Origin of the sequence: Clostridium sp. 1001271st1 H5, assembly GCF_005845215.1 — a bacterium.
In the GTDB taxonomy this organism is placed as follows: Bacteria; Bacillota; Clostridia; order Lachnospirales; family Lachnospiraceae; genus Enterocloster.
The window spans coordinates 473,801-492,740 of the sequence record NZ_SPHO01000001.1 but is presented as its reverse complement, the minus strand read 5'-3'; the positions used below and the strand labels follow the sequence as shown (position 1 = coordinate 492,740).

11 protein-coding genes, 1 tRNA gene and 1 other annotated feature are annotated in these 18,940 nt (G+C 53.6%); of the genes, 1 reads left to right on the top strand and 11 read right to left on the bottom strand.

The window, feature by feature from the left end:
* Positions 1-10: 10 nt before the first annotated feature.
* From dnaG to pheS, 11 genes are all read right to left on the bottom strand, one after another.
* The gene (dnaG, locus tag FGS84_RS02055) at positions 11-1,912 is read right to left on the bottom strand and encodes a DNA primase (RefSeq protein WP_138306070.1); all 1,902 of its coding nucleotides are present in this window, start codon (positions 1,910-1,912) and stop codon (positions 11-13) included.
* Positions 1,913-2,010: 98 nt separating this feature from the next.
* On the bottom strand, positions 2,011-3,021 hold the full coding sequence (locus FGS84_RS02050) for a deoxyguanosinetriphosphate triphosphohydrolase (protein WP_138306069.1): 1,011 nt from the start codon (positions 3,019-3,021) through the stop codon (positions 2,011-2,013).
* Between the two features lie 177 nt (positions 3,022-3,198).
* Positions 3,199-4,950 (bottom strand): S8 family peptidase, encoded by a 1,752-nt coding sequence (locus FGS84_RS02045; protein WP_138306068.1) that lies wholly within the window; start codon positions 4,948-4,950, stop codon positions 3,199-3,201.
* Positions 4,951-4,983: 33 nt separating this feature from the next.
* Positions 4,984-6,312 carry a sodium-dependent transporter gene (locus FGS84_RS02040; protein ID WP_138306067.1) on the bottom strand — a complete coding sequence of 443 codons (1,329 nt, stop codon included), beginning with the start codon at positions 6,310-6,312 and terminating at the stop codon, positions 4,984-4,986.
* A complete protein-coding gene (locus FGS84_RS02035; protein ID WP_347563773.1) occupies positions 6,309-7,625 on the bottom strand; it encodes a Na+/H+ antiporter NhaC family protein in 1,317 nt (438 codons plus the stop codon). Before FGS84_RS02035 ends, FGS84_RS02040 begins: the two co-directional genes overlap by 4 nt.
* Positions 7,626-7,728: 103 nt before the next feature.
* Positions 7,729-8,649, bottom strand: coding sequence for a SufD family Fe-S cluster assembly protein (locus FGS84_RS02030; RefSeq protein WP_138306066.1), 921 nt, complete (start codon positions 8,647-8,649; stop codon positions 7,729-7,731).
* A gap of 17 nt (positions 8,650-8,666) precedes the next feature.
* Positions 8,667-9,404, bottom strand: a complete 738-nt coding sequence (locus FGS84_RS02025; RefSeq protein WP_138306065.1) for an ATP-binding cassette domain-containing protein — start codon at positions 9,402-9,404, stop codon at positions 8,667-8,669.
* Between the two features lie 215 nt (positions 9,405-9,619).
* Positions 9,620-9,703 (bottom strand) — tRNA-Leu (locus FGS84_RS02020).
* 45 nt (positions 9,704-9,748) lie between these two features.
* Positions 9,749-13,705, bottom strand: a complete 3,957-nt coding sequence (locus FGS84_RS02015; RefSeq protein WP_243129809.1) for a diguanylate cyclase — start codon at positions 13,703-13,705, stop codon at positions 9,749-9,751.
* Positions 13,706-13,913: 208 nt separating this feature from the next.
* The gene (gene pheT, locus FGS84_RS02010) at positions 13,914-16,346 is read right to left on the bottom strand and encodes a phenylalanine--tRNA ligase subunit beta (RefSeq protein WP_138306063.1); all 2,433 of its coding nucleotides are present in this window, start codon (positions 16,344-16,346) and stop codon (positions 13,914-13,916) included.
* Between the two features lie 48 nt (positions 16,347-16,394).
* On the bottom strand, positions 16,395-17,414 hold the full coding sequence (gene pheS, locus FGS84_RS02005; protein ID WP_138306062.1) for a phenylalanine--tRNA ligase subunit alpha: 1,020 nt from the start codon (positions 17,412-17,414) through the stop codon (positions 16,395-16,397).
* 151 nt (positions 17,415-17,565) lie between these two features.
* Positions 17,566-17,837: a binding site (T-box leader), on the bottom strand.
* A gap of 165 nt (positions 17,838-18,002) precedes the next feature.
* Between pheS and FGS84_RS02000 the strand changes: the two genes are divergently transcribed.
* On the top strand, positions 18,003-18,914 hold the full coding sequence (locus tag FGS84_RS02000) for a DNA glycosylase (RefSeq protein WP_138306061.1): 912 nt from the start codon (positions 18,003-18,005) through the stop codon (positions 18,912-18,914).
* The last annotated feature ends 26 nt before the right edge of the window (positions 18,915-18,940 follow it).

The window sequence follows — 18,940 nt, the reverse complement described above, 5'->3', positions numbered from 1 at the left end:
TGAAATGCTGTTAATCCAGGGAGATGTGCAGCTGCTTCAGGGCTGCCTGCTGCCTTATAATCTCCTGTAACTGGGTTATATCCTTTGCATTGCGGCTGGCCACATCCAGGCTGTTCTTCCTGACCTTCATCACAGTCTCCGAAAATGCCTTCTTTTGTTCTTCATTGTTCAGGGATTCCTTTAAACTGGCATTAAACAGGGCCGCCACCTCCTTGTACTGGTCCTCATCATTGATAAACCGGCTGAGTATGGCTGCTGGGTTTAATTTTCCCTCCCTGTGTCCGTCAAATACCATCTGTGCCACCTGATGATACAAATCCTCCACAAAATCATCTGCTGTTATGATGCCCTCTATCTTCTCAAACAGGGCCGGTGTCTCTATGAGCCAGGTCAGAAGCAGTCTCTGGGAACGGCGGATTCCATCCTCCTTATCCGGCCGCCTGGGTTTGCGGCTGCCCGAAAGCCCGTTTCCGGAATATCCGCCTCCTGGGTATCCGTTTCCCCCGTCCTCCTGGTGTCCATGGCCGGCAAAACGGCCTGTCTCCTGGCTGTATCCCTCTTCCTCTGCATCCTTTGATACCACGCGGCCGGAATGGCTCAGGCTCTCGCCGGCCTTAAGGCCCATGGACATGCCCATGCGGTTTACCAGGCCTCGCAGCTCATCCGCCGGAATCATCTGCTCCCTGGCCACTGCCTGGAGATAGTTTTCCCTCTCCAGGGCCTCGCCAAACTGAAGCAGCTTCCTTGCCGTCTCCTGATAAAACCTGGTCTTCTGCTCCGGGTCATCCATCTCATATCCCCTCCGCAGCACATCCACCTCAAAGAGGAAGCTGTTCTTAGCCTCCTTAATCCTCTGGCGGAATGCATCCGCCCCCATGTTCTTGATAAACTCGTCCGGGTCCTTATAGGGCTTCATGTTCAGCACCTTGATGGACATCCCCACTTCCTTTAAAATGGGAATGGCTCTCAGCGCCGCCTTCACCCCGGCCCCGTCGCTGTCATAGGTAAGGATTACCTGGTCCGTATACCGTTTCAGCACATTGGCGTGCTGGCTGGTAAAGGCAGTGCCCAGGGACGCCACTGCATTGGTAAAGCCTGCCTGGTGCAGGGATATGACGTCCAGGTAGCCTTCGCAAATCAATAGATAGCCTTCCCTGGAAAGCCTGGCATAATTCAGGCCGTATAGGTTGCGGCTCTTGTCAAACAGCTTTGTCTCCGGGGAATTCAGGTATTTTGGCTCCCCGTCTCCCATGACGCGGCCCCCAAAGCCAATGACACGGTTGTTCACATCCATAATGGGGAACATGACGCGGTTCCAGAACTTGTCCCTTCCTCCCCGCTCCTCCAGCGTCACCAGGCCGGTGTCCTTGAGGAAACTGTCCTCGTAGCCCTTTCCTTTCAGGTAGCGGTACAAATCATCGCTGGTCTTATTGGAATATCCCAGTCCGAAGCGGACCATGGTTTCATCCGCCAAACCTCTTTTGAGGTGGAAATAATCATAGGCCGGCTTGCCCTGGGGCTGTTTCATCTGATAATAGAAATAGTTGGCAGCCAGCTTGTTCACCTCTAAAAGCCTGGCCCTCAGCTCCGCCTGCTCCCGTGCTTCGCGGCTGTACTCCATCTTTGGCAGGTTCACTCCGGACCTGTCCGCCAGGGACTGGAGCGCCTCCTGGAAGGTAAAATTTTCATATTCCATCAGAAAGGTGATGACATTCCCACCTGCCCCGCATCCAAAGCAGTAATACATCTGCTTCCCCGGCGATACGGAAAAGGACGGGGACTTCTCATTGTGGAAGGGGCACAGACCAAAGTAGTTGGCCCCCTTTTTCTGCAGTTTCACGTATCCTGAAATCACGTCCACGATGTCATTCTTCATTCTCACTTCTTCTATGACTTCATCGGGATAGTACATGCAATAATCTCCCTTCTGTATCTTTATAATGTGTATCTTTACGGCACAGGCTGTTTAACCCCAGCCCGCCGCGGCCCGGAACCGGCCGGTCCGGCCCGTCAGTACACGTTCCACCGCTTCGGAACAAATAATTCCTCAAACTGGTCAATGGCATAGATGTCGCTCATACCGGCAATGTAATCGCACACCACCCGGGACTTCTTCTCCCCCTTATTGACCATAAGAAGCACATACTCCACCGGCAGCTTATCCACATGCCCCATATAGTACTCATAGAGCTGGGTAATCATGTTCTGGGCCTTTCCCTCCTCTGCCTTGGGTATATCATTCTTGTACACATTGTCAAACATCCATTTGCGCAGGCCCTGCATGGCCTCCTCCATTCCCTCCGACATGGTGATGGCCGGTTTGTCCATGCTGTTCAGTATGATGTCGTGAATCATGTTGTTGAGCCGTTCCCGGACACTGTGGCCCAGCACATCGGTATACACCCTGGGCAGCTCATGCTCCGTGAACATCCTGGCGCGGATGGCGTCGTCTATGTCGTGGTTGATATAGGCAATCTTATCCGACAGCCGGACAATAGAGCCCTCCAGGGTGGATGGGTGGCCGGAGGTCCTGTGGTTGCGTATGCCGTCCCGTACCTCCCAGGTCAGGTTCAGTCCCTTCCCGTCCTTTTCCAGCACCTCCACAATGCGCACGCTCTGCTCATAGTGGGTAAAGCCGTCCTCGCATATCTGATTCAGTATGTATTCGCCGGAATGGCCAAAGGGCGTATGGCCCAGGTCATGGCCCAGGGCAATGGCCTCTGTCAGGCTTTCGTTGAGCCGCAGGGTCTTGGCAATGGTGCGGGCAATCTGGGACACCTCCAGGGTATGGGTAAGCCTGGTTCTGTAGTGGTCCCCCTCAGGCGCCAGGAACACCTGGGTCTTGTGCTTCAGCCGCCGGAATGCCTTGGAGTGCAGGATGCGGTCCCTGTCCCGCTGGTACTCAGGCCGCATATCGCACAGTTCCTCCGGCTTGTCCCGTCCCCTGGTCCTGCTGCTAAGGGACGCAAAGGGACTCATGTACGATTCTTCCAATGCCTCCAGTGACTCCCTGATATTCATCCATCCACTCCCTATCTCTATTATTATATTGTCGGATTCATGTTTTTACTACAAAAATTTCAAATATTGCGTAAGCAAAAGAGCATCAGGCCTGTAAACAGCTGCCTAATGCTCACATTATATCATAAATTCTAACTATTTCCTAGTGGATGTGTCACAGGTCATAGAAGCAATGCCCTACACCGGCAGACTGTCCCTCACGCACAGGGTGCCGTACCCCAGCCTTTCATTGGGCCACACATCATACCCCGGCAGATGCCTGGCGCCTCTGGTAAAATACGCCTTTACCTTCTCGCCGTAAAGAAAGGGGTCGTTTCCCTGCAGAATGCCCCACTGCATCAGCAGGGCCGCGCTGCCCGTGACAAAGGGGGCCGCAAAGGAGGTCCCTGTCACCGCCTCGTATCCGCCGCCCCTTCTGGCTGTGACAATATCCACTCCCGGAGCTGCCAAATCCGGCTTTACCTGCCCTGTCTGGCGGGTGAAGCCGCGTCCGGAAAAATCCGCATAGGCGCGGTAGGAGTCATCGTAGGCTCCCACGGATATCACATTGGCCGCAGTGGAGGGAATGGTCAGGGTGGTTTCCGGCACCGGCCTTAAGAAACGGGTGGACGGGTTCAGGATTCCCCTGGAAGGCAGCCACATATCGTACTGTCCGGTCACAATCCGCTCCGGCGTCAGGCGGAAGGTCCATATTCCGCTGTCCAGATAATCCCTGACAGGCAGGAAATCAAAGTATACCTCCTGGGCCCGGCTGAAGGGACTGGGCTTACCATAATAAATCAGTATCTGTGTTCCGCCGTAACGCAGCGTCTGGGGCCCCAGGCGGCTGTCAATGGGCCCTATCATCTCCCCTGAGGGCGTAATCAGACGGATGGAAAACTGGTCCACATAGGACTTCCACAGCTGTACCCCCATCCCTGTCTCATAAGGTGCAATGGACAGCTCCGCATTTTCCTCCTGTCCCATAACCAGCCTGCCTGCCCTGTGCCCTGCCCCGGTTCCCTCATTTCCCGTGCCGGCCACAATGACGTTCCTCCCAATGTTTGACATGTCGTCAATGAATGTTTCCAGCAGACTGGTCCCGTCGTGGGAGCCGTAGGTATTTCCAAAGCTCAGATTTACGGCCAGGGGCCGGTTCATGTCCAGGGCCCGCCGTACCACCAAATCCAGGGCCTTCATCAGCTGGGTGGTCCGCGGAAAGCTGTCCGTCAGGGGCGTTCCCAATTTCACCACCATAATCTCGCTCTCATAGGCAACCCCCCGGTATACGCCGTTCCCCTCCCTGCCGTTGCCGGCCGCTATGGCCGCCACTGCTGTGCCGTGTCCGCTGGGGTCTGTGGAGGGAACCAGGGCCAGGGCAGAGGACCGGCTTCCGGTTTCTAGGGCTGCATTGATTTCCTCCCTGGTGTAAATACGGTCCCTGTCCTGGTCTGCCAGCAGGCCGATGCGGGTGGTCCCGTCCGGGTTCCTGAAATCCGGATGAAAGTAATCAATGCCGGAGTCAATAACCGCCACCAGCACGCCCCTTCCCGTAAGGCCGGACTCCAGGCCGCTTATGACGCCTGCTCCCGCCCCGCCGGCCCCTGCCCCGGTGCTGGTCTGAATCGTACTCAGACAGGAGGCTGCCCTTGCCATGTTGCTGGCAAAGAACAGCCTCTTTGGTTTCTCAATGTATACAATTTCCTCCATGCTGCTGACCTGTTCCATAAGACTCTCCGGCACTACCAGGACCGCATATCCCGCCGCCAGTTCATCCACCCGTATGCCTGTGTCCCGGAGGGACGCAAGGGAACCATTGTACCTGACAATAAGCTCCCAGGTTTTCTCCTCAGGGTCATACCCCACATTCAGGTTCACTGATTTCAGCCGTTCCTCCTCCGTGGCATCCAGGGCCAGGTTCAGCAGATTTTCCCGTTTCTGATTCTCCATATGGGCGCACCTCCTCTACCCATATATGTATTCCTATCCGCGCACAATAGAATAAATACTGGCAAATCCAGTCAGGGTGACAACTGCCACCAGAATTGGGGTGAGGAACCGTATACAGAATATCCAAAGCTTTTTAAGCCTGAAGGTGACTCCGTTTTTCTCCACTTCATCCACCAGATACTGGGGATTCCATTTCCATCCAATGAAATAGCACATGGCCAGGCCCCCAAATGGAAGGAGGATGTTGTCCGTAACCATTCCCACAAAATCAAACACACTGTAATTCAGTACGGTCACATCCCCCAGAACACCGAAGGACAGGGCGCTGGGCACCCCTGTCAGGAAAATCAGGACACCCAGGATGACCGTAGCCTTTTTCCTGGTCCACTTAAGGCTGTCCACTGCGAAGGAAACCACCACCTCCAACAGGGCAATGGCGCTGGTCACAGCAGCAAACAGCACCAGTGCAAAAAACAGGATTGCAAAGAACGTCCCCCCTTTAATAGAGGAAAATACTTTGGGAAGCGTGCCGAATATAAGGCCGGGTCCCTGTCCCGGCTCCAGTCCAAAGGAAAACACGGCCGGAAATATGGCTATGCCTGCCATCACCGCAATGATGGTGTCAAGTCCCGCCACGCTGGCGCAGCTTCTGGGTATGTCTTCCTTATCCCCCAGATAGCTTCCGTAGGTAATGGTGATTCCCATACAAAGGCTCAGGGAGTAGAACACCTGCCCCAGGGCCGCGCTGACCGCCTTCATGTTAAAGGCCGCGCTGCTGGGAATGAAGATGAACTTAAGGCCCAGGGCAGCATCCGGCAGGGTTACGCTCCTCACAATAATTACAATCAGCAGCAGGAAAAGCAGGGGCATCATGATTCGGCTGACATTCTCAATGCCGCTGATGCCGTGATAACAGACAGCCGTTGTCATAAACAGGAACAGGAAATGCCAGAACACCGGCTCCACCGGGGCGCTGATAAACGCCGTAAAATCCTCCGGGGCGTGGAAGGTGGTTCCATAACTCACAATATACTTAATAATCCAGCCCCCGATAACGCTGTAATAGGACAGAATCAGAAAGGCTGCCGCCACTCCGAATACCCCGGCTATCCTGGCATTGGGATGGATATCCCCGTATGCCTGCACAGGGTCGTGCCGGGTCTTTCTGCCCAGGGACATCTCCAGCATCATCACCGGCACGCCCAGGATGCAGATGAAAAATAAGTATACCACCAGAAAGGAAGCCCCTCCGTTGCGTCCCATGAGATAGGGGAACTTCCACAGGTTCCCCAGTCCTATGGCAGCCCCGGCGGTTGCCATAATAAATCCAAGTTTACTTGCCCATTGATTTTTTGTCTTCATACCAGTACCTTTCCATGTCTCTTTTTAATGAATATGAATATCAGCCCGCTGACTCCCATGAGGATGGGATAAAAACAATAGGGAATGATTTCAAAGGGCGTCAGCCCTGTGAGGCTGGCTGCCGCCAGAAGCTGCGCGCCGTAAGGAATCAGTCCCTGTCCCATGGAGCTGAACATGTCCAGAAGGGAGGCGGAACGCCGGGGCGTCACGCCGAAATCATCGCTGATTTCCTTTGCTATGGGGCCTGCCATGACAATGGCCACCGTATTGTTGGCCGTGCACATATCCACCAGCAGGGCCAGGGCAGCGATTCCAAGCTCCCCTCCCCTTTCCCCGCTGATTCTCTTCCTGATGAACGAAAGGATAAAGGCAATGCCTCCGTACTCCTTTACCAGGGCAACGATGCAGGCCACAATCACAGATATCACCGTGATGTCATACATGCCTGTCACACCCAGGCCCACATGGGTGAACATTTCCCCCAGTCCAAAGGCTCCCGTGGCCACTCCTGCTATCAGGGACAGCACCGTGCCTGCCATGAGGACCAGAAATACGTTCACCCCTGCCAGCGCGCCAATGAGCACCACCAGATAGGGCACCACCCGGAACAGGTTGTAATCAAGGCTGCCCTGCATCTGAAACGAGGCATCCTTTCCCAGGACCAGGAACAAAAGAACCGTTACAATGGCGGCCGGCAGCACGATGAGGAAATTCTCCCTGAACTTATCCTTCATCTCGCATCCCTGTGTCTTTACCGCTGCTATGGTGGTATCGCTAATCATGGACAGGTTATCCCCGAACATGGCCCCGCCCACCACGGCCCCTGCACAGACAGCCATGGAAAACCCTGTTTTCTGGCTGATTCCCACTGCAATGGGCGCCAGGGCCGTGATGGTGCCAACGGATGTTCCCATGGAAATGGAGATAAAGCACCCAATCAGAAACAGCCCTGCCACTGCCACGTTGGAAGGCAGGATGGAAAGCCCCAGGTTAACCGTGGAATCCACGCCGCCCGCTGCCTTCACAGCTCCCGTAAAGGCGCCTGCCGCCAGGAATATAAGGCACATGGTAATGATATTTTCATCCCCTACCCCCTGGGCGGCCAGCCTTATCTTTTCCGAAAAGCCCAGCTCCCGGTTCTGCGCAAAGGCCGCTAAAAGTGCAATCAAAAAGGCCACAATGGCCGGCATGCTGTAAAAATCCCCGGTGATGAACCCGGAGCCCAAGAAAATCAGCAGAAATACCAGAATAGGCAGAAGGGCAGCAGCCCTTCCCTCACGATTTTCCCCCATGATTTTATCCCCCTGTATCATAATAATGCTGCTGTACCGCCCCATCATCTGCGCCGGTACATACGCAAGCTGCGGCCTGTTGGGCCGCAGCAGCTTCTCTTGCATGTTGGATTGTTCTGTCTGACTATTTCAAGAAGCCATTGACAATCTGGGCTTCCGCCTCTTCCTCCGTAAGGCCCAGGGTCATAAGCTTCACAATCTGCTCCCCTGCAATCTTGCCTATGGCTGCCTCATGAATCAGGGCAGCGTCAATGTTGTTGGCAATCAATCCGGGAATTGCCAATATCCTGGCATCGTCCATGATGATGGCGTCGCACTCCGTATGTCCGCTGCACTTGGCATTGCCCACGATTTTGGAATTAAAGGTCTGCCTGGAGGTATCCTTTGCAACAGAACGGGACACCACATCCGCGCTGGAATCCTCCCCGTTCAGGTTTACAATGTAAGTACTCTCTGCATTCTGGCTGCCATGGGTCAGGAGACGCTCACGCACAATGAGCTTGGCTCCTGCCGCCAGCTCCGCGGAATTGGTCCTGTTGGTGGAGTCCACACCCTCAATCTGGACCATCTCCATCTCCATGTAGCTGTTTTCCTCCATGTAGACCTCTGTGCCCGGATTCAGGATGCGCCTGCCGTTGCCGTCGCCCTCTCCGTAGTGCTTTTCCACGTATTTGACCCTGGCGTTCTTTCCCACAAAAAAGCGGTGGATTCCGTCATGCTCTGAATCCTGGTCCCCGCAGTTATGGATACCGCAGCCCGCCACGATGACCACATCCGAATCCTCACCGATAAAGAAATCGTTATATACCATTTCCTTTAATCCGCTGGCGCTGACCACCACGGGAATGTGTATGCTCTCGTTCCTGGTGCCTGGTTTGATTCGTATGTCAATGCCCGGCTTATCTGTCTTTGTAACAATGTCTATATTGGCCGTTGTATTACGGCCGGCTGTCTGGCCGTTGGCCCTTATATTATAGGCCCCCTCCGGAACACCGTGAAGGTCGGCCACTTCCATTAATATTCTCTCCTGGATGCTGTCTGCCATATCGCTCACTCCTCCCCTCACTGCGCTGTCTCATAAAATTTACTGCAGGCATCCACCGCGGACGCAGTGCCCATGATTTGCGGCATAATTTCATCCCTGGTCCCCTGGTTCACTACCTTGCCGTCCGCAATCACCACAATCTCATCCGCAATGTTGAGAATCCGCTCCTGGTGGGATATAATCAGGATGGAGCCGTTGGTATTCTGCCTCATGCGCTCAAACACCTGAATCAGATTCTGGAAGCTCCACAAATCAATGCCTGCCTCCGGCTCGTCAAACACGGAAAGCCTGGAAGCCCTGGCAATGACAGTGGCAATCTCGATTCTCTTGAGCTCGCCGCCGGACAGGCTGGCATTGACCTCGCGGCTGATATAGTCCTTGGCGCAGAGCCCCACCTCGGACAGGTATTGACAGGCCTCCGATACCGTCAGCTTCTTCCTGGCTGCCAGGCGGAGCAAATCAATTACCTGCACGCCCTTAAAACGGACCGGCTGCTGGAACGCAAAGCTGATACCCAGGTTGGCCCTGTCCGTAATGCTCATATCTGTTATATCCTGCCCGTCAAAGAGGATGCGTCCTCCTGTGGGGCGTTCAATTCCCATGATTAATTTAGCCGTGGTGGACTTACCGCCGCCGTTGGGGCCTGTTATGACCACAAACTTACCGTCGTCCACTGTAAAGCTTATATCTTTGATGATTCCTATTTCTCCTTTTTCATCATTCACATCAAAGGAGAGATTCTCTAAAGTAAGCATGATGTTCCTTCCTCTCTTCTTTTCTTTCACACACTGTACTGCTTATTTTAAGCCACAACTTACAGTATATACCATTTCCTACTAAATTACTATCAAAACTTTACCTCTTATGGTGGAATTTGTCTGTTGCAAATGCATCATATTCAGTCATACTCCGAAAAGTAACGGAGAACGCAAAAACAGGAAGCCATTCAGCTTCCTGTTCCATGAACCAGTGCAGAAGATGGGAGTCGAACCCACAAGGTATTACTACCACACGGACCTGAACCGTGCGCGTCTGCCAATTCCGCCACTTCTGCGTTACGCTGCTCTCGCAAGCAACGTAGGTTATTATAAAGGATGATTTATGATTTGTCAATCATTTTTCGGCAAAATTTTTCAAAAAAGACATTCATTGGCAAAGGTCTTGAAAAATAATAGCCCTGGCCGGACTCGCAGCCCATTTCCTGCAGCATCTTAAGCTCCTCCTTTGTCTCAATTCCCTCGCACAAAGAAGTGAATCCCATCTTGTTGGTCATCTGGATGAGCTGGCCCAGGAACTCTCTCCCCCTGCCTGTCTTTGTGCAGGACTGGACAAAACCGCAGTCCAGCTTAATCACATCCGTGGGAATGTCAGCCATCATGTTCATGATGGAGTAACCTGACCCAAAGTCATCGATAGAGGTGGTGAATCCCTCATCCTGCAGGGTTTTCATCACATGGAAGGTGCGGGCGGAATCACTGAGAAAGGCTGTCTCCGTCAGTTCAAATTCCAGATATCTGTGGTCCAGGCCGTAAAACTGGGTAATCTCCAGAATCTGGGGTATCAGCTGCTCCGATGCAATGTCCACGCTTGATAGGTTGACGGATATGGGAAGGGGCTCCCCTCCCCCTTCCATCCATCGGCTCAGCTGGCAGCAGACCGTCTTAAATACATAGGTATCCACCTGGGTGATAAAACCATTCTTTTCAAACAAGGGAATGAAATCTCCCGGCGGGAAAATTCTTCCATCCTCATGCTGCCAGCGCACCAGGGCCTCTGCACCGATAAACCCCAAATCATCCAGTCCCACCTTGGGCTGCAGATAAACCTTGAATTCCCCGTGCTTCAGCGCGTATTCCATGCGGTTGATGATTTCATTTTCCCGGTAGCTGCTGTCAAAGGGACCGTCGTTAAATACCACGGAGGTGGAGCGGATGATGTAGTCCACTGATTTTCTGGCAATGGTGGCCCTGTCCACCGCAGTCTCTATCTCCCGGCAGTCCTTTTCGATAAAATAAATGCCCGAACGAATCATCAGATTGATGTTGGAATAGATTTCATTCTCCATACGGCAGAATTCATTGTTCAGGCTCTGCACCAGTTTCACAAAGTCATTGCGTCCCCTCCTGCACGCGCCAAAGCTCAGGAACTGGTCTGCGCTGACGCGGGTGTAGCAGTTGGTCTCCAGACCGTTCTGGGTCAGCATGTCCCCAAACATGCGCAGGATATTATCGCCCTGGGTATAACCGATGGCCTCGTTGATAAACTTAAAGCCCTTGATATCGCTGGCCACCAGCACATACTCTTCTTTTCCTTCATCCATAAGCAGCTGGCATGACTCCTTGAACCGGTCATACCGCATCAGGCCCGTAAGGGCATCGTGATTCCTGTAATACTCTGCCTCCTGCTTTGCTTCGATTAACATGGATGTGTTCTTGATGCCCGAGGCAACGATGCGGGCCATCTCTGAGACAGCCGTGCACTCAGACTGGCTCCACTCCCTCTCCTTCTCCGTGTTCACCAGAAGTATCATGCCGCTGTACCTGCCCTCTATGAATATGCCTGCCGACAGCATGGTCTGAGCTCCGGCCCTGTCCAGAATCCGCTTCAGGCCCGTGTTGTACGTCCCATATTCCCTGCGCCTCAGGACAGCAATGCCGTTCCCGTCATATAGATGATAACAGATGTAAAATTCTTCCCTGCGGAAGCTGTCCGTAGGGTCATACAGGAATGCGGTCCTGCCGTCCGCCCACTGGTATGCGGATTGTTTCCCATGGGCTCCCTCCCCGTTCATGTACAGGACAATGCGGTTCAGCCGGAACCGGTTGCCCACAAATCCCATGAGTATATGGATGGACTCCTCAAAGGTGGCGGATTTTTCAAACACCTCCAGGGCCACGGCTGTAGTGGTCTTATCCTCCAGACTGCTCTGCTCCCGGCGCTTTGCCTCCCTGGCCTGCTTCAGGTAATCGTAAGAAATGCTGCTTTTCTCTTTGTCCTCCACAGCTTCGTAGAAAAGGATTCCTCCCTTTCCGGACGTCTTGACCTGGTGCAGGGCCTGGTCAGCCTTTACAATGATATCGGAAAAAGTTGTCTCGCCCTCTCCGGCCAGGCGTACGCCAATGCTGCAGCTGATTCGTTCCTGCCCACGGCCGGAATCCGCCAGTATGCTGCCTATTTCCCTTTGCATGGTGCTGCCCACCATGGCTGCATCTTCCCGGTCCGTATTTTTTAAAAGTACAAGGAACTCATCCCCTCCGAAGCGGGCAATCAAATCCCCCTCCCGGCAGGCCCGTTTCAGGCTGTTGGCCACATTCATCAGCACCACATTGCCAAAGAGCTTTCCTTTGTTCTCATTGATTTTCTTGAAATCATCCATGTCCAGGATGAACAGGGCTGTGGAGCCCGGCGCCGGCCCTGTCTCAAAATACTGCTCCGCCTTTTCCTGGAATGCTCCAGCTGTCAGCAGATTGGTCAGGGCGTCAAAGGCTCCCCTGCTGCTGCCCCTTACCTTTCCGGATGTCTCCTCCAGCACATTCTCCAGGGTTGTAAGCCGCTGCTTCAGGATTCTCTGTGCCCTGTCCTTTATGAGGAAAATCCCTATGACCCTGGCAACATAGGTCAGCACCTCAATCTGTTCCCGGCTCCACTGGCGGTTTTCCCTGCACTCGTCAAACCCCACAAAGCCCACCATCCGGCCGGAATCATAGATTCCGCACTGTAAAAGGGAACGGATGCCCTGCGGCTTTAACACCTCCCTCTGATTCCTGGGGAGATGGTCGATATCCATACAAAAGAACACTCCGTCCTCCCCGAAATTCTCCCTGTATCCAAAGGCGCTCCACTCGTAGGACATGTTCTGGAGCTTGTGAATCTGGGGCTCTATGCCCTCGTTGCACCATTCAAAGGTGTTATCCATGGCCAGACCGTCCGGACGGTCCTCAAAGATATAGGCCCTGCTGACATTGAACTGGAGTCCGATGATTCTCAGTATGGTGTTGATGGCCTCCCTCAGGTCTGTGGACTCGTACAATGCCTTGAACACATAGTGAATTACCTTGTTGGCCACAAAGTAGCGGCCGTTTTCAGAATCAATGACAGTGCCGTCCGTAAATCTTCCCTGGCCCTGTTTTCCGCCGTCCGCCGGCCTTAAGGAAGAATCGTAGACCACACAGCGGCCCTTGCCCCAGTTTTTTCCCGCATAAAGAGCCATGTCCGCCTTCATGAACAGCTGTTCGTAGGTGGCGCCGTCCTTTGGATACACAGCTGCCCCGATGCTGCAGCCCAGCCTGATTCCGCTTTTCTTCACAGAGGGGAGACATGCAATGTCCTCTATGAGCTGCCTCCCCCATTTCATGATTCCTTCCCTGCCTGAAAGCTGCTTTGAAAATACCACAAACTCGTCCCCGCCAATCCTGCCCACCGTGTCCTGGCTGTCAACGCTTCCCGCTATGCACCTGGCTGTCTCGGTCAGGATGCTGTCCCCGAAGAGATGCCCTTTTGTGTCGTTAATCTCTTTAAAATTATCCAGGTCAATGACCATCAGGGCTCCGTCCCTGGTTCCGCCCTGTCCCTGCATGTACTGGTTGACGGACTCTACAGCAGCCTCACGGTTGAACAGTCCTGTGAGGGAATCCCGCATGGACTTTTCCCAGTATTCCTGCTTCTGGTTTTGGGCCTCCGTATCATCCACCATCACGGCGTATATCCATGTATTGCCTTTCGCATCCTCCACCATGCGGCCGCGGCAGTCCACCCAGCAGATGCCTCTGTCTCTGGAACGGATCCTGAACTGTACCTTCATGATTTCCTTTTTCAGCAGCAGCTGTTCCAGACACGCCTCCAGAACCCTGTCGTAATCCCTGTCGTCCATCATTCCCCTCAGGGTCCCTCCGGTCAGCTCCTTCAGTTCTTTTGTGTCTGCACAGCCAAAAAGGCACAGAAGCTCATGGTTAACCATATCCACCCTTCTGTCCCCGTCCGCACGGCAGCGGAAAAAACCTGCAGGCATGGAATCCTTCAGCAGGGTCATCTGCTCATCCGTATGTATGTGTTCCATCGTTTGTTCCTCAGTTTTCATAGACCCATGCCTCCGCATCTGCGTGTTAAAATGTGTATGTTTTAATTATACTTCATTTTCCAAAGACTTACAATAAGAAGGACTCCTGGAAAGCCGGGGAAAAGCAGGCAAAAAACAGCTGCCGGCAGTTGCAATCCATCCTGCCGGCAGTTATCTTTCCATATCTTATTCTGTTTGATATGTCCTCTTAAGCCCTGAGTTCAATTCCCAGTCCCTTTAGACCGTTGAGTATCTTGTTCATCACAGCTGTAACTTCCTTTTCCTCCAGGGTGTGGTCCTTGGCCCGGAAGGTAATGGAATATGCCACTGACTTGTGGCCTGCCAGTACCTGGGCTCCCTCGTACACGTCAAAGAGCTTGTAGCTTTCCAGAACCTTTCCGCCTCTCTGCTCAATCACGTCCTCAATCTGTCCCACCAGGATATCCTTTGGCACCACCATGCTTAAGTCCCTGGTCACAGCCGGGAACCTGGCTATGCCGGTATACTTGCGGTCAAAGGTGGTGAAGTCCATGATGGACGGCATATCGATAACCGCAATGTAAGCCCTGTCGCCAATCTTATAGTTATCAGCCACATCCGGGTGCACCTCGCCCAGAAAGCCTACCACAGTGCCGTCATACAGGATATCGGCCTTTCTTCCGGGATGAAGGTAAGGATGTTCTGCATTGGGATTGTAATGGGGCTTTTTGTGCATTCCGGCCTTTTCAAAGAACTCTTCCACCACGCCCTTCATGGTGAAGAAGTCGCCGTCCCCATACATTCCCAGGGTAAACTGCATACGCTCGTCAGGAAGCTCGGTCAGAGGCAGGGACTTGGGACGGTACACATTGGCCAGCTCGTACAGACGCACGTCCTTGTTGCGGCGGTTGTAATTGGTGGACAGGGATGCCAGCATACCGTTTAAGGACGTGGTGCGCATGACGCTGAAATCCTCTCCCAGGGGGTTGGATATCTCCACCGTATTCCTCAGGGCGCTGTCCTCAGGAATCAGCATTTTGTCAAATACCCTGGGACTCTCAAAGGAATAGGTCATACCCTGCGAAAATCCGCAGAAGCTTGCTATCTCCCTGGCAACCTCCTCTATCTGAAGCTTGTAGGAGAGCTTTCCCGTGGTGGCTTCGCCGGACGGCAGTGTGGTGGGAATCTTGTCATAGCCATAGAATCTGGCCACTTCCTCCGCCAAATCAGCCATGCGCTCCAGGTCCTGGCGCCAGGTAGGTGCAATGACCTCCTTTGTCCCGGGGTCATAGCCCAGTTCAATGGTCTTAAAGTAGGAAAGCATGGTTTCCTCCGGGATGTCCGTGCCTAAAAGCCTGTTAATCTTAGCCGCGTCAAAGGGAATGCGCCTGCAGGTCCTCTTCTCAGGATACAGGTCAATGATGCCGCCCACAACCTCTCCTGCCCCCAGCTCCTCGATAAGCTGGCAGGCCCTGTTCACTGCTTCCTCCGCCGTGTTGGGGTCCAGTCCCTTCTCATACTTTCCGGATGCATCCGTGCGCAGCCCCACCTTCTTGGCCGACAGACGGATGTTGGTGCCGTTAAAGCAGGCTGACTCAAATACCATGGTCTGCACATTGTCCGTGATTTTTGAGTTCTCTCCTCCCATGATACCGGCAATGCCCACTTCCTTTTCCCCGTCATTTATCATGAGGATGGTGGAATCCAGCTTTCTCTCCTGGCCGTCCAGTGTCTGGAACACATCCCCGTCCCTGGCGCATTTCACTATGATTTCATGGCCGGCCAGCTGGTCATAGTCAAAGGCATGCATGGGCTGTCCATACTCTTCCATGACATAGTTGGTGATGTCCACAATATTGTTGATGGGCCGGATGCCACTGGCAGCCAGACGGCGCTGCATCCACTGCGGTGAGGGCGCAAGCTTTATATTCTTTACCATCCTGGCGCAGTAACGGGGACACAGCTCGCTGTTCTCCACCCGCACCTTCAGGAAGTCGCGGATGTCCTCGCTGTTGCCGGTGGGAGTGACCACCGGCGCTTTGAACGCTTTTCCAAAGGTGGCGGCAGCCTCCCTGGCTATGCCAATCACACTGTAGCAGTCCACGCGGTTGGAAGTGATTTCATACTCGAACACCACATCCCTGAGTCCCATGATTTCCACTGCGTCCGAGCCCGGTACGCTGTCCTTGGGCAGGATGTAAATTCCGCTCTCAGGGGCATCCGGGTACATATCCCTGCTGGTTCCCAGCTCCTCCACGGAACACATCATGCCGCAGGACTCCACGCCTCTTAACTTGCCCTGCTTAATCCTGATTCCTTCTTCAGGAAGGGCGCCTCCGTCGTGGCCCCCTGCCACGCGTCCGCCGTCCAGAACCACGGGCACCTTTTCACGTACGGATTCCTCCGTGATATTAGGGGCGCCTGTGACAATCTGCACCGGCTCTGCCGCACCCACATTGACCTGGCATACCACCAGTTTATCTGCATCCGGATGGCGCTTAACGTCAAGTATCTCTCCGGCAACGATTTTTTCCAGGTTCTTATCCAGACATGTATAACCTTCTACCTTGGTTCCTGTCAGGGTCATGGCATCCGTGTATTCCTGGGCCGTGACATCCAAATCAGGGACATATGCTTTTATCCATGATAATGCTGTGTTCATGTGTTCTCTCTCCTTCTATGCTTTGAATGTTTATCAGGACACGTGGTCTTAGAACTGCTTCAGGAAACGGATGTCGTTCTCATACAGCAGACGCATGTCATCAATTTCATACTTAAGCAGGGCAATACGCTCCAGTCCCACGCCGAATGCAAATCCGGAATACTCGTCCGGGTCAATGCCGCACATCTCCAGCACATGGGGATGTACCATACCGCATCCAAGAATCTCTATCCAGCCCGACCCCTTACAGAACCGGCATCCTGAACCGCCGCATTTAAAGCAGGTCACATCCACCTCGGCGCTGGGCTCCGTAAACGGGAAATGATGGGGACGGAACTTTACCTTTGTGTCAGGCCCGAACAGCTCCCTGGCAAATTCCGCCAGAGTACCCTTAAGGTCTGAAAAGGTGATGTTCCTGTCAATCACAAGGCCCTCAATCTGATGGAAAGAAGGAGAGTGGGTGGCATCCACCTCGTCGGAACGGAACACCCGGCCCGGCGCAATCATGCGGATGGGAAGCCTGCCCTTTTCCATGGTACGCACCTGTACCGGGGATGTCTGGCTGCGCAGCAGGATATTTTCATTGATGTAGAAGGTATCCTGCTCGTCCCTGGCCGGATGGCCCTTGGGAATGTTCAGCTTCTCAAAGTTGTACCTGTCGTACTCCACCTCAGGGCCTTCCACCACCTCATATCCCATGCCCACGAAAATGCGCTCCACCTCTTCCAGGGCAATGGTGTTGGGATGGCTGTGCCCCACATTGTTCTTCTTGGCCGGAAGGGTGACGTCGATAACCTCCCTTTTCAGCTGTTCCTCCCTGGCTTTCTTAGCCAGGGCAGTCCTGGCCTCCTCCAGTCTTCCCTCGATAAGTCCCCGGACATCATTGACCATCTGGCCCACCTTCGGCCTGTCCTCAGGGGCAACATCCTTCATGCTCTTTAACAGGTTCGTCAGCTCTCCCTTCTTACCCAGATAAGACACGCGGATGTCATTCAGTCTCTCCAGCGCTTCAGAAGATTCAATCTGCTTAAGCGCCTCTTCTTTGATTTTCTCTAACTGCTCTTTCATGGCTTCTCCTTTTCTTTGTAACAAGATAGAATCCTGCTCCCGGGATTGTCCGCCTGCAGCAGGCCCTCTTTCGGGCCGCAATCCCCGGGCAGCATTTTTGTTTCACCGGACCCATGTTCCGGGAAACAAAAAAGCCCCGTCTCTTCATCACTGAAGGGACGAGGCTGTAAACTCGCGGTACCACCCTGCTTCCTGTATCCTCCCAGGCTCTACGCCCGGACCATACAGACACTTGATGCACGTAACGTGTGCCTGCGTCACAGACTACCGGAATCCCTCCACTGATTGGTGAAAACATCCTTTTGCCTGTGCGGCTCCGGTGGGAATTTCAACCGTCTATCTGAACCCGGGCAGGCTTTCAGCCGGTGGCCTCCCCTCTCTGATGGAAAATAAACGTCTACTATGCACCTTCATCGCTTTTCTGATTATCAAATCTAACCTACATTCTAGTCACATTTTCTGAAAATGTCAAGCGGAAAGCCAGAAAATCACATTTGACTTTGAAAAAAAGAAGGGGTAAAGTTATATCAAGGGACCTTTTTACCCCAGGTCCCTCCAAAATCCCTTACAAAAGAAAGGCATACCCATATGATTCACCGTTATGAAACACCCTGCATGGACCTGCAGCAGATTCATCAGTCCGGCCAGTGCTTCCGCATGGTTCCTCTGCCGGAACATACATATCCTTCCGGCGCAGTGAACGGCTACCGGCTCACCAGCGGTCTCCGCGTCCTGCGCGCCTGGCAGGAAGAATCTTACACCTGCCTGGACTGCCCCCATGAGGACCTTTCCTTCTGGCTGTCCTATCTGGACATGGACCGGGACTACCAGGCTGTCATCGCTTCCATTGACAGGGAAAATACCTACCTTCTGGCAGCGGCCATGAGCGGGGCAGGCATCCGCATTCTGCGCCAGGACCCATGGGAAATGATTATCACCTTTGTGATTTCCCAGCAAAAGACAATTCCAAACATACGCCAGCTGGTGGAGGCCCTCAGCAGCCGGTACGGCACCCCTCTGGCGGAGGAAGATGCCCTTGGGACGCTTCTTTCCCCGGCCTTCTCCTTCCCAACTCCCGGTCAGCTCTCCCTTGCTTCCCTGGAGGATTTGATGGGGCTTAAGCTGGGCTACCGGGCAAAGTACATCCACAGGCTCTGCCAGGACGCGGTTTCAGGCAGGCTGGACCTTTCCCATCTGGCATCCCTGGACTATAAGGATGCCATGGAGTATCTCACAGGCTTTTACGGAATCGGCAAAAAGGTGGCCAACTGCGTATGCCTCTTCGGCCTCCACCATATAGATGCCTTTCCCGTGGACACATGGATTGAAAAAATCCTGACGGAACAGTATTTTGACCCCAAAAAATACCGCCGCATCCCCAAAAACCATCTCTGCGAAACAATCGTAAAGGATGTGTTCGGGCGATACAGCGGCTGTGCCGGCATCATGCAGCAGTATATTTTCTATTATGAACGCAGTGTCAGGCAGGGAAGGGAATAATCTGCGGACCTGTGCATTTGACCGGC

Coding starts and splice junctions, on each gene's coding strand:
- FGS84_RS02045 (WP_138306068.1), bottom strand. CDS start 4,950: ATGGAGAATCAGAAACGGGAAAATCTGCTGAACCTGGCCCTGGATGCC.
- pheT (WP_138306063.1), bottom strand. CDS start 16,346: ATGAACACAGCATTATCATGGATAAAAGCATATGTCCCTGATTTGGAT.
- FGS84_RS02015 (WP_243129809.1), bottom strand. CDS start 13,705: ATGGAACACATACATACGGATGAGCAGATGACCCTGCTGAAGGATTCC.
- FGS84_RS02000 (WP_138306061.1), top strand. CDS start 18,003: ATGATTCACCGTTATGAAACACCCTGCATGGACCTGCAGCAGATTCAT.
- FGS84_RS02050 (WP_138306069.1), bottom strand. CDS start 3,021: ATGAATATCAGGGAGTCACTGGAGGCATTGGAAGAATCGTACATGAGT.
- FGS84_RS02035 (WP_347563773.1), bottom strand. CDS start 7,625: ATGATACAGGGGGATAAAATCATGGGGGAAAATCGTGAGGGAAGGGCT.
- pheS (WP_138306062.1), bottom strand. CDS start 17,414: ATGAAAGAGCAGTTAGAGAAAATCAAAGAAGAGGCGCTTAAGCAGATT.
- FGS84_RS02025 (WP_138306065.1), bottom strand. CDS start 9,404: ATGCTTACTTTAGAGAATCTCTCCTTTGATGTGAATGATGAAAAAGGA.
- dnaG (WP_138306070.1), bottom strand. CDS start 1,912: ATGTACTATCCCGATGAAGTCATAGAAGAAGTGAGAATGAAGAATGAC.
- FGS84_RS02030 (WP_138306066.1), bottom strand. CDS start 8,649: ATGGCAGACAGCATCCAGGAGAGAATATTAATGGAAGTGGCCGACCTT.
- FGS84_RS02040 (WP_138306067.1), bottom strand. CDS start 6,312: ATGAAGACAAAAAATCAATGGGCAAGTAAACTTGGATTTATTATGGCA.